Annotated in this window: 22 protein-coding genes; 14 read left to right on the forward strand and 8 right to left on the reverse strand. The window is 39.4% G+C overall.

Annotation, left to right across the window (positions count from 1 at the left end; translation table 11 throughout):
• Nucleotides 1–566 precede the first annotated feature (566 nt).
• The 3 genes from M23134_RS23010 to M23134_RS23020 all read left to right on the forward strand — a co-directional run bounded on the left by M23134_RS23010 (nucleotide 567) and on the right by M23134_RS23020 (nucleotide 7,601).
• The gene (locus tag M23134_RS23010; protein WP_004156544.1) at nucleotides 567–2,888 is read left to right on the forward strand and encodes a tetratricopeptide repeat protein; all 2,322 of its coding nucleotides are present in this window, start codon (nucleotides 567–569) and stop codon (nucleotides 2,886–2,888) included.
• 264 nt (nucleotides 2,889–3,152) lie between these two features.
• Complete coding sequence (locus tag M23134_RS23015) at nucleotides 3,153–5,285, forward strand: 7TM diverse intracellular signaling domain-containing protein (protein WP_157558608.1); 2,133 nt, start codon at nucleotides 3,153–3,155, stop codon at nucleotides 5,283–5,285.
• A gap of 168 nt (nucleotides 5,286–5,453) precedes the next feature.
• Nucleotides 5,454–7,601: a 7TM diverse intracellular signaling domain-containing protein gene (locus M23134_RS23020; protein WP_004156546.1), complete on the forward strand. Its 2,148-nt coding sequence runs from the start codon at nucleotides 5,454–5,456 to the stop codon at nucleotides 7,599–7,601.
• 257 nt (nucleotides 7,602–7,858) lie between these two features.
• On the opposite strand, the gene mazG is transcribed toward M23134_RS23020, so the two are convergent.
• From mazG to M23134_RS23045, 5 genes are all read right to left on the reverse strand, one after another.
• Nucleotides 7,859–8,650 (reverse strand): nucleoside triphosphate pyrophosphohydrolase, encoded by a 792-nt coding sequence (gene mazG / locus M23134_RS23025; protein ID WP_045114154.1) that lies wholly within the window; start codon nucleotides 8,648–8,650, stop codon nucleotides 7,859–7,861.
• 129 nt (nucleotides 8,651–8,779) lie between these two features.
• Nucleotides 8,780–9,838, reverse strand: a complete 1,059-nt coding sequence (locus M23134_RS38740) for a gliding motility protein GldB-related protein (RefSeq protein WP_004156548.1) — start codon at nucleotides 9,836–9,838, stop codon at nucleotides 8,780–8,782.
• 256 nt (nucleotides 9,839–10,094) lie between these two features.
• Nucleotides 10,095–11,654, reverse strand: a complete 1,560-nt coding sequence (locus M23134_RS23035) for an Rne/Rng family ribonuclease (RefSeq protein ID WP_004156549.1) — start codon at nucleotides 11,652–11,654, stop codon at nucleotides 10,095–10,097.
• Nucleotides 11,655–11,861: 207 nt separating this feature from the next.
• Nucleotides 11,862–12,701: a tetratricopeptide repeat protein gene (locus tag M23134_RS23040; protein ID WP_045114155.1), complete on the reverse strand. Its 840-nt coding sequence runs from the start codon at nucleotides 12,699–12,701 to the stop codon at nucleotides 11,862–11,864.
• A gap of 8 nt (nucleotides 12,702–12,709) precedes the next feature.
• A complete protein-coding gene (locus tag M23134_RS23045; RefSeq protein WP_004156552.1) occupies nucleotides 12,710–13,027 on the reverse strand; it encodes an HU family DNA-binding protein in 318 nt (105 codons plus the stop codon).
• A gap of 623 nt (nucleotides 13,028–13,650) precedes the next feature.
• Here M23134_RS23045 and mutY point away from each other — a divergent pair.
• From mutY to M23134_RS23075, 6 genes are all read left to right on the forward strand, one after another.
• A complete protein-coding gene (mutY, locus tag M23134_RS23050; protein ID WP_004156553.1) occupies nucleotides 13,651–14,727 on the forward strand; it encodes an A/G-specific adenine glycosylase in 1,077 nt (358 codons plus the stop codon).
• A 52-nt stretch (nucleotides 14,728–14,779) separates the two neighbouring features.
• Complete coding sequence (locus tag M23134_RS23055; protein WP_004156554.1) at nucleotides 14,780–15,238, forward strand: single-stranded DNA-binding protein; 459 nt, start codon at nucleotides 14,780–14,782, stop codon at nucleotides 15,236–15,238.
• 17 nt (nucleotides 15,239–15,255) lie between these two features.
• A complete protein-coding gene (locus M23134_RS23060) occupies nucleotides 15,256–16,596 on the forward strand; it encodes a gliding motility-associated protein GldE (RefSeq protein ID WP_004156555.1) in 1,341 nt (446 codons plus the stop codon).
• Entirely contained in the window at nucleotides 16,580–17,209 is a 630-nt protein-coding gene (gldD, locus tag M23134_RS23065) for a gliding motility lipoprotein GldD (protein ID WP_004156557.1), read from the forward strand. The genes M23134_RS23060 and gldD overlap by 17 nt, the downstream gene beginning before the upstream one ends.
• 144 nt (nucleotides 17,210–17,353) lie before the next feature.
• Nucleotides 17,354–17,587, forward strand: coding sequence for a hypothetical protein (locus M23134_RS23070; RefSeq protein ID WP_004156558.1), 234 nt, complete (start codon nucleotides 17,354–17,356; stop codon nucleotides 17,585–17,587).
• Nucleotides 17,581–17,883, forward strand: coding sequence for a type II toxin-antitoxin system RelE/ParE family toxin (locus M23134_RS23075; RefSeq protein ID WP_004156559.1), 303 nt, complete (start codon nucleotides 17,581–17,583; stop codon nucleotides 17,881–17,883). The genes M23134_RS23070 and M23134_RS23075 overlap by 7 nt, the downstream gene beginning before the upstream one ends.
• 100 nt (nucleotides 17,884–17,983) lie before the next feature.
• Here M23134_RS23075 and M23134_RS23080 read toward each other — a convergent pair whose 3' ends face one another.
• Nucleotides 17,984–19,024: an FKBP-type peptidyl-prolyl cis-trans isomerase gene (locus M23134_RS23080; protein WP_004156560.1), complete on the reverse strand. Its 1,041-nt coding sequence runs from the start codon at nucleotides 19,022–19,024 to the stop codon at nucleotides 17,984–17,986.
• A gap of 237 nt (nucleotides 19,025–19,261) precedes the next feature.
• Here M23134_RS23080 and M23134_RS23085 point away from each other — a divergent pair, with 237 nt between their 5' ends.
• A complete protein-coding gene (locus M23134_RS23085; protein WP_004156561.1) occupies nucleotides 19,262–19,657 on the forward strand; it encodes a hypothetical protein in 396 nt (131 codons plus the stop codon).
• 80 nt (nucleotides 19,658–19,737) lie between these two features.
• Here M23134_RS23085 and M23134_RS38745 read toward each other — a convergent pair whose 3' ends face one another.
• Nucleotides 19,738–20,634 (reverse strand): CHAT domain-containing protein, encoded by an 897-nt coding sequence (locus M23134_RS38745; protein ID WP_157558609.1) that lies wholly within the window; start codon nucleotides 20,632–20,634, stop codon nucleotides 19,738–19,740.
• A 151-nt stretch (nucleotides 20,635–20,785) separates the two neighbouring features.
• On the opposite strand from M23134_RS38745, the gene M23134_RS23095 reads away from it, so the two are divergent.
• From M23134_RS23095 to M23134_RS23110, 4 genes are all read left to right on the forward strand, one after another.
• Nucleotides 20,786–23,131, forward strand: coding sequence for a TonB-dependent receptor (locus M23134_RS23095; protein WP_232296829.1), 2,346 nt, complete (start codon nucleotides 20,786–20,788; stop codon nucleotides 23,129–23,131).
• A 6-nt stretch (nucleotides 23,132–23,137) separates the two neighbouring features.
• The gene (locus M23134_RS23100) at nucleotides 23,138–23,986 is read left to right on the forward strand and encodes a DUF4249 domain-containing protein (protein ID WP_004156565.1); all 849 of its coding nucleotides are present in this window, start codon (nucleotides 23,138–23,140) and stop codon (nucleotides 23,984–23,986) included.
• Between the two features lie 140 nt (nucleotides 23,987–24,126).
• A complete protein-coding gene (locus M23134_RS23105) occupies nucleotides 24,127–24,660 on the forward strand; it encodes a DUF5655 domain-containing protein (RefSeq protein ID WP_198145080.1) in 534 nt (177 codons plus the stop codon).
• A 72-nt stretch (nucleotides 24,661–24,732) separates the two neighbouring features.
• Nucleotides 24,733–25,425, forward strand: a complete 693-nt coding sequence (locus M23134_RS23110) for a hypothetical protein (protein ID WP_004156569.1) — start codon at nucleotides 24,733–24,735, stop codon at nucleotides 25,423–25,425.
• A 49-nt stretch (nucleotides 25,426–25,474) separates the two neighbouring features.
• On the opposite strand, the gene icd is transcribed toward M23134_RS23110, so the two are convergent.
• The gene (gene icd / locus M23134_RS23115; protein ID WP_004156571.1) at nucleotides 25,475–26,740 is read right to left on the reverse strand and encodes an NADP-dependent isocitrate dehydrogenase; all 1,266 of its coding nucleotides are present in this window, start codon (nucleotides 26,738–26,740) and stop codon (nucleotides 25,475–25,477) included.
• Between the last annotated feature and the right edge of the window lie 31 nt (nucleotides 26,741–26,771).

Genomic DNA, 26,771 nt, shown 5'->3' on the forward strand with positions numbered 1-26,771 from the left:
AACTACTGCATAAGCCCTTGTCAGGAAAGTGCCCACAACTGTTGTTTTGGGGTACTATAACAAACAAAAAGCCAGTAGGAGGCAAGCCTAGCTCTACCTTGCTGTTTTGAGTCGAGTAAAATGATTTACGGACAAATCGTGGCAAAAATGTGCCTTAAAATGCTTTAAATTGGTATTAAATCCAGTCTTTTCAGCGGTTATGCTGTTTTTAACAAGGATTATATTATATTTAACCTAAGTAATTATACCTACCAGATAATTTAATCTATGCAGTGGGTCATCACTATCCATCACTTTTGCGGGTTTTTACCAATCCTCCACGAATACAGATGAGGTATTTAGGGGCTGAGGCGCTAGTTTACTATGCACTTGTTTGGGGGGGGATTGCTAAACCAACCTTAGGAATCTCGACAAGGTTAATTATTGGTGTAAGGTGTAGTATGCATCGGCATTTCAAAACTTTGTGTGCTGGCATTAACCATATCTACTGCTTATTTAATTTGATCTTGTTCCAAAACACTTTACTTTTTAATGTTGATTGGTTGCCTGTGGTGAAATAGAAGGTTATGAAAAACTTGGTGTTATATTTAGCTCTTTTCTTGTTGCCGGTCAATTGGCTTATTGCGCAAAATCAAGCAAAAATCGATTCTCTGAAGGCATTGTTAAACACCCATGTAGCCGATACTCAAAAAGTAAATATTTATAACAAGCTTGCCGGTCTTTATCAAAGAAGCGATTCTGCCCAGGTAGCCTATTACACCTCATTGTCTATCCCACTTGCCAAAAAATTGCACTTTACCCAAGGGTTAAGCCAGGCGTACTACTCTCTTGCCTGGGTTACGATGGTACATGGACATTATGCGGTAGCCCTTGACTTGTTTAAACAATCGTTGGGTTTTGCCCAAAAAATCACCGATAAAAGGGGAATAGCCGACGCTTATAATGGCTTGGGCATAGTGCAAATGTATCAGTCAGATTATACCGCAGCTTTGGCATACCACAAAAAATCATTGAACATTAATATTGAACTCGATGACCTAACAGGGCAAAGCTATAGTTACAATAACATAGGAATGATATATGACAATCAAGGGAAGTACTCATTGGCATTTTATTACTATCAAAAATCTGTGGCAATTAAGCGAGGCTTAGGCGATATAAGCGGATTGGCAGTAGGTTATAACAATATAGGAAATATATATACTGCTGATAACAATCAGCGCAAAGCCCTAAAATATTACAAACAATCTTTGAAGTTGTTTCAAAAAAACAATGATAAAAGAGTAGCTTATATCTATATCAACCTGGGCGATACTTATCGAAAGCAAGGAAATTTCACCAAATCTTTAGAATACACCCGCAAAGCGCTGCAATACTTTCAAAAACAACAAAACAAAGCCTATGAAGCTGAAATTCATAAAGCCTTTGGGGAACTCTATGTCACATTTAATAAAAATACACGAGCCCTTGAGCATTTAAATAAAGCCCTGACTTTGAGTAAAGTACATCAGCAGAGTGAACTACTGGTGGCAATCTACACCTTGTTGGGCAAGGCATACTATCAACAAAAGCAATACGCCCTCACTATTGATTACCTCGTAAAAGGGGTAACCTTGGCAAAAGCCACCAGTCGCTGGGAATACCTAAAAGAATGTGCTTTATTACTGGCAAAGGTATATAAAGCTGAAGGAAATTATAAAAAAGCTTCGGAGTATCAAGAAGTAGGTTTGCAAGCCACCGATAGTGTGATGAATACAAGTGTACAAACCAAACTCAGTGATTTTGAAGCCTTTTATGAGTATGAGCAGGAAAAGGATTCTTTGCGCTTGTTGCAAAAACAAAAACAACAAGAATATGCTGCACACATAGCTGCCCAACATGCCAACCAACAAATCTCTTACCTGGGGTTAGGATTGGTGTCAATTTTACTTTTAAGTGTATTGTTTTTTTACAGACAAAAACAGCGCAACAACCAAAAATTAAATCAAGCCAATAGTGAATTACATACTGTAAATACCGCACTGCTTGCTGCCAAGGATGAGGTAGACGGGGTAAATGTTACCTTGCAGGAAATGCTGGAAACTATAGAAAAACAAAACGATGACATATTAGACAGCATTGTGTATGCCCAAAGAATTCAAAAAGCTGTATTACCGCTCGAAAAGAGAATAAAAGAATACTTGCCTGAATCGTTTGTATTTTTTAAACCCCGCGATATAGTTTCGGGTGATTTTTATTGGTTCGAAGAGGTCAACAACAAACAGTTTATTATAATGGCTGATTGTACCGGGCACGGGGTGCCAGGAGCTTTTATGACCATGTTGGGCATCCAGGCATTGAACAACATCATTATCCAAAATAAGATTTATGCACCTGAGCAAATATTACAGACTTTAAATCAAACCTTTCATACACTGCTGAACAATAAGGGCTCAGCGATGCACGACGGAATGGATGTAGTGGTGAGTGTGATTGACAGGCAGGCAAAAAAAATGCATTGTGCGGGTGCCAACAGCCCTTTAATCGTTATTGAGCAAGGCAAAGCCCAGGAGATCAAGGGAGGTATTCATAGTATTAATGGGTACCGAAGGGAAAATGCACTGGTCAATTTTGTTGCCCACACCTTTGATATTTCTACGCCTACCACTTTTTATCTGTATTCAGATGGTTTTCAAGATCAGTTTGGAGGAAGAGAAGGTAAAAAGTTTATGAAAAAACGCTTTCGCGAATTATTGGGCAGCATAGCCAGTCAACCAATGGTAAAGCAACGTCAAATATTACGGGCTACCCTAAGTGAATGGATGGCAACAGAAGCATTGGATGGAATGTTGCCCTATGAGCAAGTAGACGATATTTTGGTGATAGGAGTAAAAGTAGTAGCAAACTAACTTATCTATTTGTATACACTCCACTGCTATTTTAGCTTCCTCAAGCATACATAAAGAAAATAAATCTGTTTATCTTTGGTCTCGTCAGAGATAATATCGTATTCGTAAATATTAGAATGGTATTATTATCAAGATCTTTTTAAAGTTTTAATCTTCTAAAAGGAAAGATTATTGCACAAATATCTGTAAAGCCCTCACCTGTTTGTAACATTCTTGCCCAGTATTTTTTTCAAAATTTTTACCCAAAATGCCATATCAACTTATATGAAGGTAAGCATAATGTATATCATTACAGCTTTGTTTGTATGTGTATTATTAAATGTACAAGCACAACCTGTTTTTACAATAAAATCAGGTGCTACAACCTACTTGCCTGCGAGCACTGCATTTTATTATGAAGATAAAACAGGTGCTTTGAGCTTAACCAAGGTACAAAAAAAACATTTTACCCCCAATCACGCCCATTCTCTCAACTTTGGTTATACCTCCTCTACTTATTGGGTTCGTCTGCAGTTTCGCAACGAAACAAACTACAACGACTGGCGTCTGTTCAGCTCCATTGCCTACCACAACTATTTAGATTTTTGGATAAAAAAAACAGGTGATACCTGGCGCCATGTGCAAACTGGTTGGCTTTATCCTTTTGCCTCTAGGGGCAATTATGAGCACAATGGTTTTGTGTTTCCCTTAGGCTTGTCGGGTGGGCAAACTTGTATCGTGTACTTTCGTCTCAAAGGCTACGATCCTTTAACTTTCCCCCTGGAGCTTTTGCGTAAAGATACATTGAGTCAGCGATTACAAAAGGAAAACCTCTACTACGGGATTTATTTTGGAATATTACTGGTAATGTTACTCTACAACTTGTTTGTTTTTGTAACCCTGCGCGACAAAACATACATATACTATGTGTTATATATACTTTGTATGCTCATTATTTTCTCTAGTTCTACAGGCTACTTATTCCGTTATGTTCACCCCAATATCCCCATCATCAACCTCTACTCAGCCCGGCTCACTATGGGGCTTATTGTAATTACAACTTCTTTGTTTACTATTTACTTTTTAGAAGTACCAAAGTACAGTACACTGCTTTATAAAGTTTTTAAAATAGACATGGGGTTGGCGCTCTTGGCAATGTTACTTACTGGTACTGAGCTTTACTCAGCTGCTACCAACGATCTATTGTCTTTGCATTCGCCTTTGTTGTTGATAGCAGGTATGGTGGCCTGGAGGCAAGGCAATGAGTCGGCACGTTATTATGTATTTGCCTGGGGGATTTTTTTAGTAGCGGCTACTTCTATTACCTTGCGTAATGCAGGAGTATTGCCAATTAACTTAGTCACCACCCATGCCGTAGAGGTAGGTTCAGCTATAGAGATTGTGTTACTTTCATTGGCGCTTGCCGACCGTTACCGTATTTTACGCAAAGAAAAAGAAGCCGCTACCCAGCAAGCGCTGGAAGTACAAAAACGTGCTACCGAAGAGTTGGAAGTAAAAGTAATGGAAAGAACCCACGAGTTGAGCGAAAGCAATGTAGAGTTGCGACAAATCAACGAAGAACTAGATGCTACCCTATATACTGTACAATTACAAAAAGAAGAAATAGAAGAGCAACACCAACAAATACAAGCAAGCATCAATTATGCGCAACGTATACAAAAAGCCATTTTGCCCCTGGAAGAGCGCATGTGTCAGTTGTTGCCCCAACACTTTGTCTTTTATAAACCCCGTGACATAGTTTCCGGCGACTTTTACTGGTTTGAGGCTTGGCAACATAAAAAGTTTATCATTGTAGCCGATTGCACTGGACATGGGGTACCCGGAGCACTAATGACTATGTTAGGTTCACAAGCACTTACCAATATCATTGTGCATGAGCAAATTCATGAACCTCATCAAATATTGAGTGCATTGGGAGAGGTATTGCCCAACTTGCTCAAAAGCCAGAATACATCGGTGCACGATGGTATGGACATCGCAGTATGTGTCATTGATGAACAGCGTAAACGTTTACATTTTGCTGGTGCCAAGTCGCCACTTGTATTGATACAAAATAAAGAGATTCAGTTAATACCAGGCGATATATTTAGCATCAATAGTTATCGTAAAAGAAACCATGAGGTAATGCCTTATACTACCCACACCTTTGACATATCGTTGCCTACTACATTCTACATGTATTCAGATGGTTTTCAAGACCAGTTTGGAGGGCCTAAAGGTAAAAAATTTATGCGGGCAAAGCTCAGGGAATTGTTGCTGAGTATTTCAGAACAAACAATGGAGCAACAAAAGCAATCTGTTGAAAAAGCACTTACTCAGTGGATGAAAGGAGGAACCGACGGTAAAGCTCCTTACAAGCAAATAGACGATATTTTGGTAGTAGGAGTAAAGGTATAAAGCAGGGAGATATAAAAAGCCACAAAACGTGGAAAACACGGGTATAATTATTGTCTTTCGTTCGTTACTAATCACAGTCACAAGGCTTAGAGTTTGTTTAAACTTTCGCGTTTAGCGTGATTTTCGATGAATTTTAAACAAGTTCTTATATAAATCAAACTTTACTTTATGCTATTCGTGTTTTTACTCAGGCTTAAATTATTACAAAAATACCTTATTCCTCACCATTCTATACTACCTTTTTGCTATGTGATATTGTTGTGGGGAAGCACCACCCAAATACAAGCACAGGCTCCTTTTGTGTTGCAACAAAACCAAACTTATTTACCATCTAAACAAGCCGTTTACCTTGAAGATAAGCGCGGAAAGTTAACTTTTGAACAAGTGAAGAGCAAACGCTTTACACCAAGTAAAAAAGCTTCGCTCAACTTTGGTTATACTTCTTCGGCTTATTGGGTACGCTTACAATTACGCAACGATACAGAGTATAACGACTGGCGAATTTTAAGCGCCATTACTTATCACAACTCCTTGGGTTTTTGGGTCAAAAACGACAAAGGAGACTGGGTACATCGTCAAACAGGGTGCGTATACCCTTTGTCATCACAGGGCAATCAGGAGCATATCGGTTATGTATTTCCATTAGACCTGCCCAAAGGTAAAGTAGTTACTGTTTATTTCAGGCTCCAAAGTTTTGCTCCACTCACATTTCCGTTAGAACTTGTGCGAAAAGAATCACTAGATATTCGTTTTCAGGCAGAAAACCTCTACTATGGAATCTACTTTGGTATTCTCATCGTAATGATGCTCTATAACTTTTTTATCTTTATTACATTACGCGACAAAACCTACATTTACTATGTGCTATACATAGTATGTATGCTTATTATCTTTTCAGGGTCTACTGGCTACTTATTTCGTTATGTGCACCCCAATTATCCTATCCTCAATCTATACGCAGCCCGGCTCACTATGGGCTTGATCGTCATCACTACTTCGCTTTTTACGATCCATTTCTTAGACATTAAAAAATACAGTTGCCTGGTTTACCGCTTGTTTTTGATTGATATGGGGTTGGCACCAGTGGCAATGTTGCTCACCGGATTTGAAATATATTCTCCTGCTACCAATACCTTATTATCATTACACTCTCCCTTTTTATTGGTGGCAGGCATTGTAGCTTGGCGCAAAGGGCATAGCTCTGCCCGTTATTATGTCGTTGCCTGGAGCATTTTTCTGGTAGGTGCTATTTCTATTACTTTAAGAAATGCAGGTGTGTTGCCTGTAAACAATATTACCAATCATTTGGTAGAAATAGGCTCCGCCATCGAAATTGTATTGTTGTCGCTGGCTTTGGCAGATCGTTATCGCATTTTAAGGCTCGAAAAAGAAGCTGCTACCCGTAAAGCCCTTGATGTTCAGAAACGTGCCACCGAAGAGTTAGAGGTAAAAGTGCAAGAGCGTACCTATGCACTTCAGGAAGCCAACGAAGAAATCAAGACAATCAACTCTTCTTTAGAGCGGCAGCGCGATGACATTGTAAGCAGTATTACTTATGCCCAGCGTATTCAGAAAGCGATGTTGCCTTCTGAAAACCGCATGGAAAAATATTTGCCGGAACATTTTGTGATATTTAGACCTCATAGCATTGTTTCAGGCGATTTTTATTGGTTCAAAGAAATACAGCAAAAGCAGTTTGTCATAGTAGCTGATTGCACCGGGCATGGGGTGCCAGGGGCTTTTATGACCATGTTGGGTTTTCAAGCAATTACCAATACTGTAGTACAAAAAAAGATATACCAACCCGACCAAATATTAAATGTGCTTGACCAGGCATTACGTAGGATTTTGAACAGCGAAGGGGCTTCTATTCGTGATGGAATGGACATTGTGGTATGTCAAATAGACAAAGAAAAGTCAGCGCTGCATTACGCAGGTGCTCAAAATCCCCTCATTTTAGTGCAAAACAATGAACTGCGAGAAGTGAAGGGAGATAATTACAGCATTAATGGCTATAGAAAAAACGAAAGCGACCAGAGGCAGTTTACCTTGCATACATTCGATATTTCTACTCCTACTACTTTTTATGTATACTCAGATGGTTATCAAGATCAGTTTGGCGGCGAGCAAGGAAGAAAGTTCATGAAAAAAAGGTTTAGGCAATTGTTAGGTACCATTGCTCACAAACCTGTGAAAGAACAAAAGCAAATACTTGAAGCTACTCTTGATGAGTGGATGCACAGCAATGGTAAAACCTACAAACAAATAGACGATGTACTGGTAATGGGCGTCAAAACAGGCAAATTCACCTCCTAAGTAAAACGGAAAAAATAAAGTGATCCAAAAGAAAACAGTATTTGTGTACTGAGCAATGAAAAAAACCGAGGCTACAGTTGTACTGTGCCGAGCTCTGCTTCAGCTAATCTTTGCGTAGCCAGAGCTACGGAAGTTCCTTGCAGGACAAGTTTTTGAAGAAGCACAGTGCTCAAAGACGAAGTTCTATGGATTAGCTGCGCAGAGCTTGAACTTCGTTCTGCGGTTAGGTTATTTTTGTAGTTTTACTAAACACTGATTTACTCTAGCTTTTTGGCTTCTTCCCAAAATACATCCATTTCAGCCAACGTCATATCAGCCAATTGTTTTCCTTGTTTTTGAGCTTGAGCTTCGAGGTAGGTAAAACGCTTGATAAATTTTTTATTGGTACGCTCCAAAGCAGCTTCAGGCTCTATATTGATAAAACGGGCATAGTTGATCAGGGCAAAAAGAACGTCACCAAACTCTTGTGCTGCCTTTTCATTGTCAATTTTTTCGTTTTCTGCCACATTAAACTCCTCCTGAAATTCCTGTAGCTCTTCTTCTACTTTTGCCCATACTTGCCGTTTGTCATCCCAATCAAAACCTACCCCTCTTACTTTTTCCTGAATCCGAAAAGCTTTTACCATTGCAGGCAACGACTTAGGAACGCCAGCCAATACCGATCGGTTTCCTTCCTTAAGTTTAAGCTGTTCCCAATTACGCTTAACGTCTTCTTCCGAGTTTATTTTTACATCACCATAAATGTGTGGGTGTCGTTTGATAAGTTTTTCACACACCCCATTGAGCACATCGGCTATGTCAAAATCATTGGTTTCAGCACCTATTTTTGAGTAAAACACCAAGTGCAACATCAAGTCACCCAATTCTTTTTTTACCTCGGTCAAGTCCTTCTCAAGAATGGCGTCCGACAATTCATACGTTTCTTCTATAGTCAGGTACCGCAAACTCTCCATCGTTTGTTTTTTATCCCAGGGGCATTGCTCCCTTAGTTCGTCCATAATGGTGAGCAATCGGTCAAAAGCCTTGAGTTGTTCCGCTCTGTTGTTCATAGTAAAGTTTTCTATTGATCTACGCTGCAAAGTTACATGTAACTCAAAACAAACCACATGAAAAAAGCAAAAGGTTCAACCACTGAGTGACTGAACCTTTTGCCTGAAATAAAGATCAAAGCCAGGAGCCTATTCTCCTTTATAAGCTGAGGCATTGAATAAATGGATATTTTGATCGAATGCCATTACCTCTTGAAATGTTTTTTTAGGGAACTTTCGCGTGTATTTTTGTACAATTTGCCAGCCAACCCACCAGCCTATTTTACCCGGACACTCTTTGCCTACTCCTACCTCGGCAGTATAAGGACGCTCGCCCATATATGCCCGTTTTTTTCTTACCGACTTTGCAAATAAAACCTGTTTTTCTACAAAGTGTCCCCAAATTATCTTACGGTTATCTTTGTCGTTTACGTTAGCCAACTGGCGAGCCGTAAAACCAGTAATGAGCGAATCATGTGTACAAGGCATCATGGTTTTTACAAATTGTAGTTCTTTGCCTCGAGTCACCATATCGGCCACCAATGTATGATCATTCACATCTATTTTGTTATAAGTACGCGAAATAGCCTGAACAATGACTGGTACAATGTACGCTGGCGCATACCTGCGCTGAATATAATAAGGCTCCTTAGGTTTAAATTTGGCATTTAAGCCTGAGAAATAATCAGGACTGATAAAAATCACTTCATCATCCATATAAATATCTCGGCCAAAAAAACTTCCGATGCCTGTCATAGCCATCTTTACTTGAGGTATTTTAAAACTGGGATAATAATATTTGATGTGTTTGAACGCAGCCACTAACTCTTGCTTTAGCTTGCCGTAGTTTCCAAAAACCGATTTTACTTGAGTGTACAACGAATCCATATAAGGCTCCTTGGCAAAAGCTACCAAAGCTTTTACTACATTTTGCTCTCCAACCCGTTGCAAGTTGGCAAACTTTTGGGCAAAGCCAGGGTTCTTTTTTATAAACTCTTTTGCTTTTGCCTCAGTGTCGAGCGTCATCAGTTGAGGGTTCAGGTCTTCTATTTCAATTTTTACCTGAATGTTTGACAAATCAAGGTCATCCGCACAACCATCTGTTTTGCCTGAGGTACAACCACCTAGCATACCTAAAGTTGCACATACAATCAACCAACCAATCCTAAAGTATTGTTGGGCAAATATTTTATAAAAAGGGGAGTACATATTTAAAAAGAATTAATAGTGCTTAACTTTCAATTAAAAAATATAATTGTCCAAAAGTATATCAGATAGGGTAGGTAATAGAAACAGCCTTGCTTGAACACCGTGTTAAAGTAAGTTGATTTTTATAGCAAAGTGTCAAAACAAAAATGGAGAGTGGTAGCAAGTGTGTTGCTGAAAACACAAAATTCCAAACCTTAGTCTCTTCATAAGAGGAAAACTCTTATCTAAAAACTAAGATTTGGAATATTATTTTTGATTATTGTTGAAGCTCTAACTCCTCGCTATGACGATTGTAAAACTTAAAGCTTGCCAGTGGAAGCGCTGAATCTTTAAGTAATTTTACCCATCTTCCGTACTTAAATAACCATCTTACCCTTTTAGACATCAGTCCGCCTTTGGTAAAATAGGCATATAAATAAGGATGCAATGCTATGGTAACCTTTTTTTCATTTTGTTTGTTCAAAACATATTCAAGGTTACTCTCGATTAGGTCAGAAACTAAAATAGTAGCTTCTACTTTTCCTGTACCTCCACAAGACGCACAAGTCTCGCGAGTAGTAATATTCATCTCAGGACGTACCCTTTGTCGGGTAATTTGCATTAAACCAAACTTGGTGAGAGGAAGAACAGTAGATTTGGAACGATCCTGTTTTAACTGTTCTTTGACAAATTCATAGACTTTGCGTTTATTTTCCACTTTTTTCATGTCTATGAAATCAATGATAATGATTCCTCCCATGTCGCGTAGCCTCAATTGCCGGGCAATCTCTTTGGCTGCTTCCATGTTTACGTTTAGTGCGGTGTTCTCCTGATCCTGCTCTACATTAGACTTGTTGCCACTGTTGACATCAATTACATGTAAAGCCTCAGTGTGTTCAATAATCAGATAACCCCCTTTTGGTAAGCTAACTGATTTCCCAAAAAGTAACTTTAGTTGCTTCTCTATTTGATAATGTTCAAAAATCTTAGTTTTGCCCGCATGGAGTTTTACAATTTTCTCCTTGTCAGGGGCAATTTTACGGATATAAGATTTGATGTCACCATGGATAGTTTTCTCATCTACTACTATGCTATCGAAGCTTTCGTTTAACATATCGCGTAGAATAGAAGAAGCCCTATCCATTTCGCCAATTATTTTATCTCTTGGTTTGGCGTCTCTGAGTGACTTCATTCCATTTACCCAGATTTCTACTAAGCTTTTGAGATCTCTATCGAGTTCTGCAACTTCCTTCCCTTCGGCGTTGGTTCGGACAATAATTCCAAAATTGGCAGGTTTAATCGATGACATTAAGCGTTGTAAACGTTGACGCTCTTCTTTGTTCGTGATTTTTTTGGAAATATTTACCGAACTTGAAAAAGGTACTAATACCAAATATCTACCTGCAAGTGATAATTCACAAGATAACCGAGGACCTTTGGTGGATATAGGTTCTTTGATTACCTGTACTAAAACCTGATTGTTACGACTAAAAATGCTGGAAATTTTCCCAAGCTTATTAATTTCAGGCTTTAGCTTAAAATCTTGAAGTTTGTACGGTACATTTTTTTTTGCAAGTACGTCTTTGGTAAAGGTGTTGAGGGAACTGAATTTGGGGCCAAGGTCAAGATAATGCAAAAATGCATCTTTATCATATCCAACATCAATGAATGCTGCATTTAAACCCTGTACTACCTTTTTTACTGTTCCAAGATAAATGTCACCTACCGTAAAGTTATTATCTTTTTCCTCAATATGGTATTCAACAACCCTTTTGTTCTTGAGAAGGACTATTCGTTCGCCTTTTTGAGTAGAATTGATAATTAATTCGTTACTCAAGGTATTTTACATTTTAGTTTATGAAAAAACATGTCCATAAAACTGCGCAGCTTTATGGACTAATCAAATATAAATAAATCTATCGTGTTTATTTCTTTTTGTGTCTGTTTTTTCTTAGACGTTTTTTACGTTTGTGAGTCGCGATTTTATGACGCTTTCTTTTTTTACCACAAGGCATATTTATATGTCGTTTAAAAATGAAAAAAATTATTTTAGTTGTTGAAGGTAACTACGTGCACCAGCTACTTTTGCTGAATCAGTACTTACTTTCTCTATGTTTTTGAAAATTTCAAGTGCTTTGAGTTTTTTGCCTGTTTCAACATAAGCCATTCCCAAATAGTATTGAGCATTCTCATTTTTAGGATTGATTGACAACAGTTTCTCAAATCTCTCAATAGCTTTGTCGTATTTACGAACTTGCATGGAGCGTTCGCCCAGAATAAAAAGAGCCAATTGGTTATTGGGGTCTTTTTTTATCACCTGCAATAGCATTTGTACGCCTTGCATAGGATTTTGTTTGTTGGGCACCATCAGGTAAGTCTGGGCCATTTGTGCTTTGGCATCAAGAAAATCTTCTTTTTGTTTAAGCACCTGGTCAAAATACCCACGGGCATTTTGTACTGACTTTTCTACTTTTGCCTGGTTTAATGCAAAACGCGCCGCAAACAAATAAGCATTTCCGGCTTGCATCCAGCTATTTATACTGGGTTTCCATTCAGAAATCTTCGCTTTATAAAACGCTACACTGTCAAATTGGTTCGCACTTTTGAACAAATTTGCTATTGAATCGGCAAAGATAATCTTTTTTTCTTTATTTGTACTACTGCTAATTGCATTTTTCCAATTAGCAAGCTGGGTAAGTTGTTGTTTTGAAAGTGAAGGTTGGTTATGTGTTTCTTCTCCCATATTTTTGGGAGTGTCCGCTTGCTTACTTTTCGAAGGTTGTGTAACTTGTTTTTTTCCTTTCACAATGGCCTTAGGTAGTAAGTACATTCCAAAGATTAAGACCGAGGCCAGGGTAATAATCACTACTTGTGATCGAAGCATGTTTTTAATTATTTCTTACTGTTATCGCTAATTTTTGCTTTTAATTTTGCGCTGTTTTTTATGCGCTCTATAAACACTTTTGAAGGTTTAAAGCTGGGTACATAGTGCTCAGGAATTGTCATGGCTTTATTTTTAGAAATATTTCGAGCAATTTTGGTTGCGCGTTTCTTATTAATAAAGCTACCAAAGCCTCTTACATAAATGTTTTCTCCATTTTCCATGGAGTTTTGTATTACTTTGAAGAAAGCCTCAACGGTGATTTGTACTTTGTCTTTTTCAACACCCGTCTTTTCGGCTATTTCTGAAATTACCTCCGCTTTTGTCACTTGAACTAATGTTTAAATGGTACAATGAATTATATAATAAACTAGAAACCATAGGTTTACATTACTTGCAAATCTAATTTTTGATTTCCTAATAAAAAAGAATTTAGCCAAAAATAATTGATTCCTTGGTAGTTAGCTCATTTTAGTGAATTTTTACTAAAAAGTTTCAAATGACACTGTTTTGTTGTCATTTTTAGCTGGTATGTTTATTTATGGCAATATTCCAAAATATGTCGCTGTAAGTAAAGCATTAATTTTTAGGCTGAAAGTTTTGACTCCATATTGTAAAATTTTGATATTTTAGAGTGAATCAAACTGTTTGAAAAACAACTTTATGATCATGCATTACTCTGTCTGGGTCATCAAAACAGCCAGGCGAAATGGGAGGTTTCTGACAATTTTTTCACCTAAAAACACACACATTGACATAATTACTCTGGTACCTTGGGAGGTTTGCCAAAGCAATTAATTGTCCTGGTTTTATCTAATAGGGTGTGCAAACTCAGGATGAAAATAGAGTGAAGCCTTTTTCTTAAACCTTATAAAGTTAAAAGTGTTTTAGATATTTGCCTTGTTTTTTTGAAAAAAACAAGGTTGTTATCACTTATAACTTACTGAATTAGATGGACAAACACCTTTTTGCCAATAGTATTCTCAATTGGTATGCCAAAAATAAGCGCGATTTGCCGTGGCGTCATACAAAAGACCCTTACAAAATATGGTTGTCAGAAATTATTCTTCAGCAAACCAGGGTAAAACAAGGCTTACCCTATTATCAAAAGTTTGTAGAGACTTATCCGCTGGTACAAGATCTGGCAAGTGCCGATGAGCAAAATGTACTGAGACTTTGGCAAGGCTTAGGCTACTACTCGCGGGCTCGCAATTTACACACTGCGGCTAAGTTTGTACACCACGAAAGGGGTGGGGTGTTTCCTGAGAGTTATCAGGAACTCTTAAAAATGAAAGGTGTGGGTGACTATACAGCCTCAGCCATTGCCTCATTTGCTTATAACGAAAAGGTAGCTGTAGTAGATGGCAATGTTTTTAGAGTATTGGCCAGGGTGTTTGGTATAGACACCGACATAGCCAGCCATAAAGGTGCAAAAGAGTTTGGAGCCCTTGCTAAAAGTTTGTTACCCGACGAGCACACTGATGCTTACAACCAGGGAATTATGGAGTTTGGGGCATTACAGTGTACTCCCCAAAAGCCTGACTGTATGTATTGTCCTTTGCAAACTCATTGCGTAGCGTATGCCCAGGGCAAACAAAAGGAGCTGCCTGTAAAAATAAAAAAAATAAAGGTGAAGCACCGTTACTTTCATTACCTCCTGTTTTTTTACAAAAACAATGGGCAAACATTTGTAGCAATGAAACAAAGGGGAAGCCAAGACATTTGGGGTGGGCTATATGATTTTTGGCTGGAAGAACAGCCCAAGTTGTTAAGTGCCATTGATTTGCTGGATGTGATAAATTTGCCACAAGCTCAACTAAAAAAAATGGTAATAGGCAAGGAGTCAGTGATTTATAAACATATTTTGACCCACCAGCGCATACAGGCTAAATTTCATCACATAGAAGTAAAGCCAGCACAAAAAGATTTGCCAATGTTTGATAAGTTGCGTTTTTATGAAGTAAATGAGGTGGCGGCACTGCCCAAACCTGTTTTAATTGACAACTATTTGAATAAAGATTTTTTTTGAGTATTTTTATAAAAGTATTTTAATTTTGCGCCACAAAACCAAACATTAATTAATGGCTAGTTACAATAAAATTATCTTAATAGGACACTTGGGCGATGACCCTGCCGTTCGTGACTTTGAAGGAAGAAAAGTGGCTAACTTTTCTATTGCTGTGAATGCTTATACCAAGCCTGGGGAAGAACCAAAAACAGATTGGTTTAGGGTGTCTTTTTGGGGAAATAACGCCGAAGTGGTAGAGAAGTATTTGAGAAAAGGCAATCAAGTATATGTAGAAGGTAGGCTCTCTACCCGAACCTATACTGACAATACTGGTCAAACCCGTTTTTCGTTAGATGTACAAGGGCAAAACCTTACAATGTTGGGCTCTCGAAGTGATAGTGGTGGTGAGGGTGGCTCTTACCAAAACCAAGGTGGAGGGCAACAACAGCCTGCAGCGCAACCCCAAAACACGAAGCGAGAATCCACTGATACGACTTTTAATGCCGATGAACCGGACGACCTTCCCTTTTAATTTAATCTGCTGGTAACTTGGACTCTGAAACTGAAAGTTTATTTTTTATAAATATATTACTGAACCTGGTTAGTTCTAACCTAATTTTTTATACAGCCAACTTTATTATTTTAGCTGTTTTGTTATTACTTTCCGGATTGATTTCAGGGTCTGAGATTGGCTTATTTTCTTTGTCTTCTGAAGACTTAGACCGTTGTCAGGACAGTGAAAACAGTTCAGAACAGTTGATTGTACAGTTGTTGAAAAAACCACAACGCCTTCTTGCTACGATTCTTATTTTTAATAACCTCATCAATGTAGCCATTATATCCATTGCGACTTATCTTACCTGGGAACTCGTAGGTACCCGCAACCCTCAAGGAGTAGTAATTTTGACCCTTACTGTCATTGTAACAGTAGCTATTTTGTTTTTTGGAGAATTGTTGCCCAAGGTGTATGCCAACCAAAAAAGTTTGTTTTTTGTAAAGCGTACTGTTAAGCTCATCAACATTGCAATGAAAGTTTTTAATCCTTTGTCGTATGTATTGATGCAAATGAGCAACGTAGTAGAAAAACGCATTAAAAAACGAGGGTATCCGGTAGATATTAAAGGGCTGGAAGGGGTGATAGACCGGACAGATACTACCCACAAGCAACGCGAAATTTTAAAGGGTATTGTAAACTTTGGAACTATCACTGCCAAACAAGTAATGACTTCGCGTTTGGCGGTGACTGCCTTTGACATTAATACTGATTTTAGCGAGTTGCTTGAAAAAATACAAGAGTGTGGCTATTCTCGTATTCCTATTTATAGCGATACAATTGATAACATCAAAGGTGTACTATATGTCAAAGATTTGTTGCCTTTCCTTAATGCCAACGAGTCGTTCAAATGGTCAAAACTACTTAGAAAAACTTATTTTATTCCTCCCAACAAAAAAATAGACAAACTTTTACGCGACTTTCAGGAGAAAAGAGTACACTTGGCTATAGTGGTAGACGAGTATGGAGGCACCGCCGGGCTGGTAACTATGGAGGATGTAATAGAAGAAATTGTAGGGGAGGTAAACGATGAGTTTGATGGAGATAGAGAGAAACTATATACCAAAATAGATGAAAATTCGTATTTGTTTGAAAGTAAAATCTCGCTTCATGATTTTTGCAAAATTTTGGGGATTAACAACAACTTTTTTGACGAAGTGAAAGGAGAAAGCGAATCGTTGGGAGGATTATTACTGGAGCGCTTTGCCCGTTTACCCAAACTCAACGAAAATATTGTGTACGATAAGTTTGAGTTTACAGTAGTGGCAATGGGAGTGCGTAAGATTAAGATTGTAAAAGTAGAAATACACGAAGATAACGATGACACAGACAACTAACTGGAATAAGGGTACTTTACTTGCTTTTTTTGTATTTACCTCAATGCTGGGGGTACTTGCTGCCTGTGGGAGCGAAACCAGCGAATACAGCCCCAAACCCAAAGGCTATAACCGGATAGACCTACCCAAGAACAAGTATGTAAAGCTTAAGGAAAAAGCACCTTATACCTTCGAGCTGTCGTCTTATGCCAAAGTACGCCCCGATTCGTCCAGAATAGCCGAGCCTTATTGGTTTCATGTGATTTATCCTCAGTTAAAGGCTGAAATACAGCTTACGTATAAAAAAGTACCCAATAACAAAACCTTTGACGAGTTTATAGAAGACTCCCATATGTTGCTCAACAAACACCAGGAGCGTGCCTACTCTATTGACCCTTATACTATTAAAACCCCCAAGGGTAAAACAGCTGCTTTATTTGAGCTTTCGGGCGAAGTGCCCAGTCAATTTCAATTCTATATTTCAGATTCTACCAAACATTTCTTGCGAGGAGCTTTGTATTTTAGAACTGCCACCAAAAACGATTCATTAAAGCCAGTAATAGAGTTTATCAAAAAAGACATTATTCATATGTTAAATACCTGTGAGTGGGTAGACAAGGCAAGGCAAGAGTAGAACCACCTTTTTTGATACTGTCTTTGTGAATAAGCAGCAGATATTTCATGTCCTTGCAGCAAAAATATTTTTATAATCTGCTTTTTTCATCTATTTTAACTCCCGTAAACTTCTTTCGAAGATAACTACTAATCTTATACAAATATGGTAAACATTAAAGTGGAAGTGGACAGCTACGAAAATGCTGAAAACTTAATAAAAACACTCAAACAGATGACGTTTGTGACAGCAGTCGAAATGGAAGACGAAGATGATAAAAACTTAAAACCTATGTCTGCCACTGATTTTTATAAGCGTATCAACGCCGCTAATTTGGCGCAAAAAGAAAACAGGTTGTTTAGTCAGCAGCAAATAACAACGGAGGTGGCATCATGGTAACAGCAAAGAAAGTATTCTGGGCAGAGTCTGCCAAAAAAGACTTGTACAACATTTACACCCGTTTGGCGGGCAAATCAATGGAAAGAGCCAAAGACACAATCAATGGTGTTTTGGCAGCTACCGAAGCGCTCAATACCAATTATCCACAAGGGGTGCCTGAGCAATTGTTAAAAGCAGAAACTGATCCTTACAAGTTTATTACGGTAGGTTTTTACAAAATTGTGTACAGCATAGTAGAAGACACAGTAGTGGTTGAAACCCTCTATCATGTAAGGCAAGACCCTGCGGTGGGTTAGTGCTGTATATCTGCAAAATGGCATAAACAACCAAAGCCGCATGACCAATGATCATGCGACTTTGGTTGTTTAAAAAAGACAGTTATTGAGTAGCTGTCTCTTAATGATTATGTCCGTCACCTTTTGAATGTCCCTTAGGCATGGCTTTAGGTGCTTTACCTTTTTTAAAGTCAGTCAATTCTACATCAAACACCAGTGTAGAGTTGGCAGGGATGTCTTTACCCATAGCACGAGGCCCGTAACCTAGTGTAGAAGGCACTAATAAAATGGCTTTGCTTCCTTTCTTCAACAAAGCAAGTCCTTCATCCCAACCACGAATTACTTGTTGTCTGCCCAATATAAACTTAAAAGGCTGGTACTTTTTGGGGTTAGGTCCTTGGTATGTTCCGCCCTTTTTGGCAGCTTCTTCTACATTGGTATCAAACAAGTTACCATTGGTAAGTTTACCTACATAATTGGTGTACACTGTATCATGTTTTTCTGGTCGTTCACCTGTTCCCTCTTCGGTAACCACATAGTACAAACCGCTTGGGGTAGATTTTGCTTTGTCAGCCAACCCTTTTTCTTTGAGGTAGCTATGAATAGCAATAGAATCATCGCGACGTACTTTCTGCTGAGCTTCTGTTTTGGCTTTTTCAATTTCGGCCATTGCTTCTGCGGCAGGTTTTACTTTGAGTACTTTCATAAAATACCTCACATAGGTGCCTTTAGGAAACGTAGGTGGCATAGGGCGCCCCTGGTATTTGGCAGTAGAGTCGCTTGACACACCAATTACTACACTGTCGCCTTCAGAAATATACTGCATGATTTCAGCGATGTCTCCTTTAAAGCGGGGTGGCTGATAAATGAAGTTTTTAATAGGCTCTTTTTCGTAGCTATTTTGTAAAACCGAATCTTTGTAGTTTTTTACAACCAAATGAAAGTCGATGGCACGATCAAACTTAAAAGCTTTGGCTGTATCGGGGTTATGGTTTATTACCTTATAATAAATTCCAGTGGGGGTTTGCTCAAAACCAGTAAAATCTTCTTTAGAAGACTGCTGGCTAGAATCATTGTTTTCATCGTTGCCCTTCTTTCCACAACTTGTCATAAAAAGCAACCCAAATAGCGTGAGGGCAGGCAAAATATAATACTTTCTCATTGTATAATTTAATGTTTAACTAATACAGTTTTTGGTTATTTACCAGAGGTTTTACAACAACCTCTGCAAAAGAATATTTCTTTATGAGGTGGTTCACCAATTCAGGGGGCGAATTTAGGAGAAAAAAAGCAGTATTAAACAGAACTAAGCCATTATATTAGTGCAAAACTGCGTTGAAACTAATTTTTAACGTTTGCGTTCATACCTGTAAACCTAATTTTATCATTAAATAACTTTATGAATAACATACCTCCCACAGGAAGTAATAATCAAATCACTCGTTTTGCTATAGGGCTTATTATGCTGGTTGCAGGTGGCTACATGCTGCTCAATTCCATACATGTAGGGTATAGTTTTCACCACATATACCACATCAGAGGAGTAGGTACTTTTACTTCTGGTTATATTATGATTCCGTTCATGTTTGGTATAGGCATGATCTTTTATAACTCCCGCAATATGCTGGGTTGGCTACTACTTATCGGGTCAGTAGTAATGCTGATTGTAGGGGTCATTAGTAGTGTACAGTTTAGGCTCTCACACATGACCGCATTTGAGCTAATGACGATTTTGGTGTTGATGGTAGGTGGGCTTGGCTTGTTTTTGAGTAGCTTACGCGGACTAAAGAAATAATACTACCCAATGTTTTTTGGACAATGCTTTGGGTTTTGGTCGTTCCACTTGTTTGGAGCGACTTTTTTTTGTCTGTACCTCTACAACAATACCGGAATGTCTGCCCCTGGCAAGCCTTCCATTTCTATAGCCAATGTACCACTATTAAATGCCTCAGTATAAGATTCTCCTACCCCTAATGCCTCATAAAAACCTACCGAAAACATTCGGGCACTGGTGTCTTCTATGGCATCACTCATGCCTATTACATGAGGTATATGTTGCTTGATAGCCTCTGCTTGTGCATTAGAATAACAGGAGTTAAGCACTACACATTGTACATACTCTTTAGCCATTTCAAACAACCTGCCCAGTGCATTGCTTGTAAGTACTACAGGGTTGCCATTGCTGCCATTGACTACAATGCCTTCGGCAAGTCCGGCATCAGCGCCTCCATGCCCCGAAAAATGGACAATCTCAGGTCTTTCTTCTTTGATCCTTTGTCTAATGATACTATTATTTACCTGGGGTTCCATAATAAACTGAAAGTCATCCCGGTTACGTGACTTTTTCAGGGTATTTTGAATTTCCCTCATTTCATTACTTAACCTCAAGACCGTAGTTTCTGCTGGGTTGGCACTCATAAATAAAATCTTACTCACCTGAGAAGGGGTGTCACTGGCATTGTCAGCAGTAGTGGGAGTATTTGTAGGAGGGGTAAACGCATATTGCTGTCCCATAATCTCTTCATTTTGAAGCAGTTGATCCTTCATTCTTTCCAATACTTCATTTATCCTGCTGACTAAGTGTGATTTTTCCCGGTGAAGCTTGTCAGTATCCATACTGGAAGATGACTGCATAAGCATGCTAAACCTGAAAGCAATATCGATTGCCTCGTTTTCTTGATAAGTGCTGGGGGCTACCTCATTCATTTTTTGTATGGCTGGTTGGATTTCCCCGTTTGCCAGTAAGGTTTTTATATATTGAATCACGTTCATGCCTGGGTTCATTTTTTCTGTTGCCAGTAAGCAATTTAAGTATTTTACTTAAAAAACAAACTGTTTGTACAGGCGAAAGTCAAGGCGTTATCATAACTTTTGCCAGTCTTTTGTTGTTATCAAAGCGTAACACTAAAACCTATGGCACCAAGTGAAAAATTCAGATTTGAAACGCATACTTGCTAAACTCATGTTAGTAGCTATATACTGTTGGGGTATTTGCCCAGTGGTTGCACAAAGCACAGTAAAAGTAAGTGGGTATGTAAAAGACGCCAGCACTGGCGAAGACCTCATAGGGGCAACAGTACAAATAGCTGGTACCACCCAAGGTGTAATCACCAACGCTTATGGTTTTTATAGCATAGACTTACCTCTTGATAGTATAAAACTTGTGTTTTCTTATGTAGGCTATACCTCAGTAATACGATCACTCCAACTGAGCCAAAGCCTGGTACTCAACATCAACTTGCCCCCCCAACAAAAACAACTCGACGAAATAGTAGTAAAGGCCAATGGCTTGCGCGAAAAACTCAACTCTACCCAAATGGGGGTAGAAAAACTCACTGCCCAGGAATTGAAAACTATTCCAGTTATTTTTGGCGAGCTCGACATCATCAAAGCTTTACAGCTCAAGCCGGGGGTATCTTCTGGGGGCGAAGCATCATCAGGTTTGTTTGTTCGGGGTGGGGGACCCGATCAAAACCTGGTGTTGCTCGATGAGGCACAAATTTATAATGCCGCTCATTTATTTGGTTTTTTTAGCATTTTTAACCCCGACGTGGTCAAAGCAGTAGACTTGTACAAGGGTGATTTTCCTGCACAATTTGGCGGCAGGTTATCATCGGTATTGGACGTGAAAATGAGAGACGGCAACAAGCGAAAGTTTTCGGCAGCGGGAGGTATTGGGCTTATCTCGTCTCGGCTCACTCTGGAGGGACCTATCCAAAAAGACAAATCCTCTTTTCTAATTGCCGGAAGGCGCACTTATTTCGATGTGTTTACTCGTGCCATCAACCGTGCGAATGAAGACAATGAAGACTTTAACCCCATTCCTGACTATTATTTTTATGACCTGAATGCCAAGGTAAATTATGAGTTAGGCAAAAAAGATCGCCTGTTTCTGAGTGGTTATTTAGGACGCGATGTGTTTGGTTTCAAAGACGATAACTTCGATTTTTCGTTTAAGTGGGGCAATACTGCAGCAGCTTTGCGCTGGAATCACGTGTTTAATTCGGGGCTATTTTCCAATACTACCTTGTCTTACACCACCTATGAGTATGAAATAGCCAATACCTTTGATATTTTCAACTTTAGCCTGGGGGCAAACATTCAGGACTATAGCGCCAAGGTAGACTTTGACTATTTGCCCAACAACCAACACGTCATCAGGTTTGGGGCGCACTATACCTACCACGACTTTACTTTGGGCAGGCTTCGGGCGGGCAGCTCTGACGGTTCTGTTGACTTTGGTAGCGAAACCCGTTTGAACGGAAACGAAGCAGCAATTTTTATTACCGATGATTACACCATCAACGATCATTGGCGGATCAATATGGGTTTAAGGTTGTCGGGTTTCGAGAACCAAGGGGAGACTTATGGAGGGTTTGAACCACGTTTCTCGGTACGTTATAAATTAAATCCTACTGTGTCGTTAAAGGCAAGTGCAGCACGTATGTACCAATATGTCCACTTGGTGTCTAATTCCGGGGCTTCGTTGCCAACCGATATATGGTACCCTTCTACCAAACTGGTCAATCCTCAACGCTCTGACCAAGTGGCGCTGGGGGGCAGTATTTTGTTGTTTGACGGCAAGCTACTCATAAGCAATGAAATGTATTACAAAGACATGGACAATCAACTGGACTTGAAAGACGGGGCGCAGATCTTTGCCAATCCCAACCTAGAGGATGAGTTTGTATTTGGGCGTGGCTGGAGCTATGGCAACGAGGTTTATATAGAGAAAAAAGAAGGGCGTACAACTGGTTGGATTGGTTATACACTCTCGTGGACTTACCGCAAATTTGGCGCAAGCAATGGTAATTTACCCATCAATGGGGGCGCTCCTTTTTTTCCACGGTATGACCGTCGCCACGATATCTCAGTTGTGATTAGCCATAAATTCAACGAACGGCTAACGTTTACTGTGGCTTGGGTATATTATACAGGCAATGCTATTTCGTTGCCACCTGGACGGTTTTTTCTGCAAGATGTAGTAGGCGGAAACCCCACAGTGGTGCCTCGTTTTCAACAACGCAACGATTTGCGCATGCCCAATTACCACAGGTTAGATTTGGGGTTGGTCTGGAAGTTTTTTCCGCGTTGGGGCGAGTCTGATTTGACTTTTAGCATTTATAATGCTTACAACCGCCTAAACCCTTATTTTATCTTTTTTGAAGAAATAAAAGACGCTAACACCAACCAAACCTTGGGTTTTCAGGCAAAACAAGTGTCTTTGTTTCCGGTGATCCCGTCTATTACCTACAATTTCAAATTTTAAGTATGTATGCTTAACATTCAAGATAATTGCCGTTTTTCTGCCTTTTTATGGGTACTCATGCTTACTCTTATGGGGCTGAGTGCCTGCGATAGTTTACAAAAAGACATCACCATTGACCTACCACCTTATGCTCCCGAAATAGTAGTAGAGTGTTATCTGGAGCATGGCAAACCTTATCGTTTGTTGCTGACCGAAAGCACCAATTATTTTGGGGCAGTAGAGTTGCCACCTTTACCTCAGGCAAAAGTATCTATTGTACATAATGGGGTAGAGGAGGTGTTGAAATTTGAGTCAGGGTTTGATGCCAACAGCCGTAAATTTTATAACTATGTAGGTAGTACTATAGTAGATTCTACTGCAGGGGGCGACTATGCGCTCAAGGTAGAAGATGTCCTCAAGGGGCGTTTGGTGACGGGTGTCACCAGTTTTTTGCCAGCTCCTCAACTAGATACCATCGAGGCTCGCTTTAGAGATAAAGATACCACTGCTTTTTTACTGACCAAGTTTCAGGACAATGACTCTGACAAACCCAACTATTACCGAATTATAATCAATAAAGATAGCTTAGGGGGAGAGCTTACCACCGAGTTTTCATTTGAAGGTCGGTTCAAAACAGGCAACCAGATCACTATAGGTACAGGTTATGACTTCAGAAGTGAAGATACTGTTTTTGTTGCTATATATCACATTAAGCGTGATTATTACGATTTTTTGGAAACCATAGAAGATGCACGTCAGGCAAATGGCAACCCCTTTGCCCAACCTGCAGTAGTAAAGTCGACCATTACCGGGGGGGTAGGGGTCTTTACTGCTTTGGCGTATGCCAGGCAACGGATAATCCTGAAAAAAGAGTGAGTTAATTTGTTTAGCAATAAAGTGTGGTATACTTAATTGTCCCTGGCTGAACCTTATCCATCAAGTGGTTAATTTTTTACAATACATTGGCCAATGCCTTTGCTATACTTGTATTATTAGTCAATAACAAATCAAAAACGATGATGGAACAAGGATTATTAGACAAAACAGGGAAGTCGTTGGAACACTGGATAGGAGTGCTTGAGCAAACAGGCATAGACAAGCACAAAGCGATGATGGATTACCTCAAGTCGGAACACGGCTTTACCCATGGTTTTGCCAACTTTGTGGCGCTCAAAGCCCGTAAAGCTGATGCAGGCTCTATGGAAGATACCGATTTGCTTGCTGCACAATACAAGGGCAAAGAAGCTTTGTTGCCTATTTATGAACAGTTGATTGAGGTGATAGAGACTTTGGGCAACGACATTACCCAAACTCCCAAAAAGGCAGGGGTAAGTATTATTCGCAAAAAGCAGTTTGCTTTGATAAAGCCCGCTACTAAAACCCGGATAGACCTGGGGCTCAAAATTAAAGATAAACCTATCGGCGAACGACTGCAAGGTTCTGGACCTTTTGGTACTATGTGTACCCATCGGGTAAAAATCATTGATATAAATGAGGTAGACGATGAGTTGATTGATTGGCTCAAAGAGGCGTATGAAAAGGCGGGATAGTTGATTTTATTCGGAGATTCCTTGTGTTGGGGTGATATCAAGATTCAGTAAACGTCTTGGATAGTAAAAAAGATGGATACATTTGAGCTAGAGTGGTCGGTGCAAAAACTGACCTACTCGAAAGCGTATGCTGAGGCAGGTCAAGCTGGCAAAAATAAGTTATGGTGTAATGAGCATGTAAAGTTTCGTCTCATCAAAAAGAAAGCACCCGACCAAACATTAGAATGTTTTATTTCAGAAGTAAAGTATCTAAAAAAAAATGTTGTAGAGGATATTCGCCTGAGGGTTCGGTTTGTCATTAATGGACGATACCTAGATAAAATGATTTGCTTTCAAGACAAGCAAGAGCAGTATTACCTGTTTTTGGAAGGGCACGTAAGTGTTCCCGAATTTGTAGCACATAATCAAGCCTATGACTGGGCAAATTTTTTTATAAAAAAGTTTTTAGGCAAACCTTTTTCGGTCAATGATATGTATTGGTTTGATAACTGCGACGAGGCGTGGGCGAAAAACCAATACCAAGAAGAGTTGGCAAGAGGAGTTCAACTCTATTGTTGCCCTATTTGTGGAGATAGGGATTGTGGTAATTTTGAAGTAAAAATACACCACCAAGGAAACAAGATTGTTTGGGATTGGAGTGCTTACCAAAGTTGGTGGAAGCTACCTTTAAACTTTTATTTTGACAAAAATTCTTATATAAAGGTTTTTGCGGAGTATAAAGCTTATATAGAACAACAAATAAAAATACAAAAGGCCAGTCGTTGAAAAGTATTCAATAACTGGCTTTTTATCTTAGGGAGTAATCAATGATTGATTACATATGCTTACTTACTTCTGCACCAAATTCTGAAGTTTTTAACAAGGTAGCACCTTCCATCAAACGCTCAAAATCGTAAGTTACTCGCTTGGCTCCAATGGCTCCGCTTAAACCTTTGTAGATCAAGTCGGCAGCTTCTTGCCAGCCTAAATGTTCAAGCATCATAGCACCTGACAAAATCACTGAACCAGGATTTACTTTGTCCAAACCAGCATATTTGGGAGCAGTACCATGGGTAGCTTCAAATATGGCACGTCCGGTTACATAGTTAATGTTGGCGCCTGGGGCAATACCAATACCTCCTACTATAGCCGCCAAAGCATCTGATACATAGTCACCGTTGAGGTTCATAGTAGCAATGACCGAATACTCGGCAGGGCGGGTAAGGATTTGCTGTAAGAAAGCGTCAGCAATTACATCTTTTACAATGATTTTACCAGCTGCTTCAGCGTCAGCTTGTGCTTTGTTGGCCGCGTCTTTACCGTCTTTTTCGGCAATGCGGTCATACTGAGCCCAGGTAAACACTTTGTCGCCATACTCGCGTTCGGCAAGCTCGTACCCCCAGTTTTTGAAAGCACCCTCAGTAAACTTCATGATGTTACCTTTGTGTACCAGCGTCAATGAAGGGCGTCCTTGCTTAATGGTGTATTCCAAGGCTGAGCGAACTAAACGTTCGGTACCTTCTTTAGAGATAGGTTTGATACCAAAAGAGGCTGTTTCAGGGAAACGGATTTTATCTACACCCATTTCCTTGATCAAAAAGTCTTTTACTTTTTGGGTACCTTCTTCTCCATGCATCCATTCTATGCCAGCATATACATCCTCTGTGTTTTCACGGAAAATGACCATGTTACAAAGTTCCGGACGTTTTACAGGCGAAGGTACTCCGTCGAACCAACGAACAGGACGTATACAAGCATACAAATCCAGTTTTTGACGCAGTGCCACGTTCAGCGAACGGATTCCACCACCTACTGGTGTAGTCAAAGGACCTTTGATTCCTACCAAATATTCGTTGAAAGCATCTAAAGTAGCTTGTGGTAGCCACTCGCCAGTTTGGTCAAATGCTTTTTGTCCGGCAAGTACTTCTTTCCAGGCAAGTTTTTTAGCGCCGCCATAAGCTTTTTCTACAGCATTGTCTAAAACTTTTTGAGAGGCTGACCAAATATCTGGACCAGTTCCGTCACCTTCGATGAAAGGAATTACAGGAGTGTTGGGAACGTTCAATTCCCCGTCTTGAATGGTTATTTTCTGTTCACTCATTGTCTACGGGATCTAAAATTTAATTTGTTCT

The organism is Microscilla marina ATCC 23134, from assembly GCF_000169175.1.
GTDB lineage: Bacteria > Bacteroidota > Bacteroidia > Cytophagales > Microscillaceae > Microscilla > Microscilla marina.

Coding starts and splice junctions, on each gene's coding strand:
- M23134_RS23015 (WP_157558608.1), top strand. CDS start 3,153: ATGAAGGTAAGCATAATGTATATCATTACAGCTTTGTTTGTATGTGTA.
- M23134_RS38745 (WP_157558609.1), bottom strand. CDS start 20,634: ATGAACGTGATTCAATATATAAAAACCTTACTGGCAAACGGGGAAATC.
- M23134_RS23070 (WP_004156558.1), top strand. CDS start 17,354: ATGGTAAACATTAAAGTGGAAGTGGACAGCTACGAAAATGCTGAAAAC.
- mazG (WP_045114154.1), bottom strand. CDS start 8,650: ATGAACAACAGAGCGGAACAACTCAAGGCTTTTGACCGATTGCTCACC.
- M23134_RS23055 (WP_004156554.1), top strand. CDS start 14,780: ATGGCTAGTTACAATAAAATTATCTTAATAGGACACTTGGGCGATGAC.
- M23134_RS23110 (WP_004156569.1), top strand. CDS start 24,733: ATGGATACATTTGAGCTAGAGTGGTCGGTGCAAAAACTGACCTACTCG.
- mutY (WP_004156553.1), top strand. CDS start 13,651: ATGGACAAACACCTTTTTGCCAATAGTATTCTCAATTGGTATGCCAAA.
- M23134_RS23020 (WP_004156546.1), top strand. CDS start 5,454: ATGCTATTCGTGTTTTTACTCAGGCTTAAATTATTACAAAAATACCTT.
- M23134_RS38740 (WP_004156548.1), bottom strand. CDS start 9,838: ATGTACTCCCCTTTTTATAAAATATTTGCCCAACAATACTTTAGGATT.
- M23134_RS23010 (WP_004156544.1), top strand. CDS start 567: ATGAAAAACTTGGTGTTATATTTAGCTCTTTTCTTGTTGCCGGTCAAT.
- M23134_RS23075 (WP_004156559.1), top strand. CDS start 17,581: ATGGTAACAGCAAAGAAAGTATTCTGGGCAGAGTCTGCCAAAAAAGAC.
- icd (WP_004156571.1), bottom strand. CDS start 26,740: ATGAGTGAACAGAAAATAACCATTCAAGACGGGGAATTGAACGTTCCC.
- gldD (WP_004156557.1), top strand. CDS start 16,580: ATGACACAGACAACTAACTGGAATAAGGGTACTTTACTTGCTTTTTTT.
- M23134_RS23100 (WP_004156565.1), top strand. CDS start 23,138: ATGCTTAACATTCAAGATAATTGCCGTTTTTCTGCCTTTTTATGGGTA.
- M23134_RS23105 (WP_198145080.1), top strand. CDS start 24,127: ATGATGGAACAAGGATTATTAGACAAAACAGGGAAGTCGTTGGAACAC.
- M23134_RS23080 (WP_004156560.1), bottom strand. CDS start 19,024: ATGAGAAAGTATTATATTTTGCCTGCCCTCACGCTATTTGGGTTGCTT.
- M23134_RS23085 (WP_004156561.1), top strand. CDS start 19,262: ATGAATAACATACCTCCCACAGGAAGTAATAATCAAATCACTCGTTTT.
- M23134_RS23040 (WP_045114155.1), bottom strand. CDS start 12,701: ATGCTTCGATCACAAGTAGTGATTATTACCCTGGCCTCGGTCTTAATC.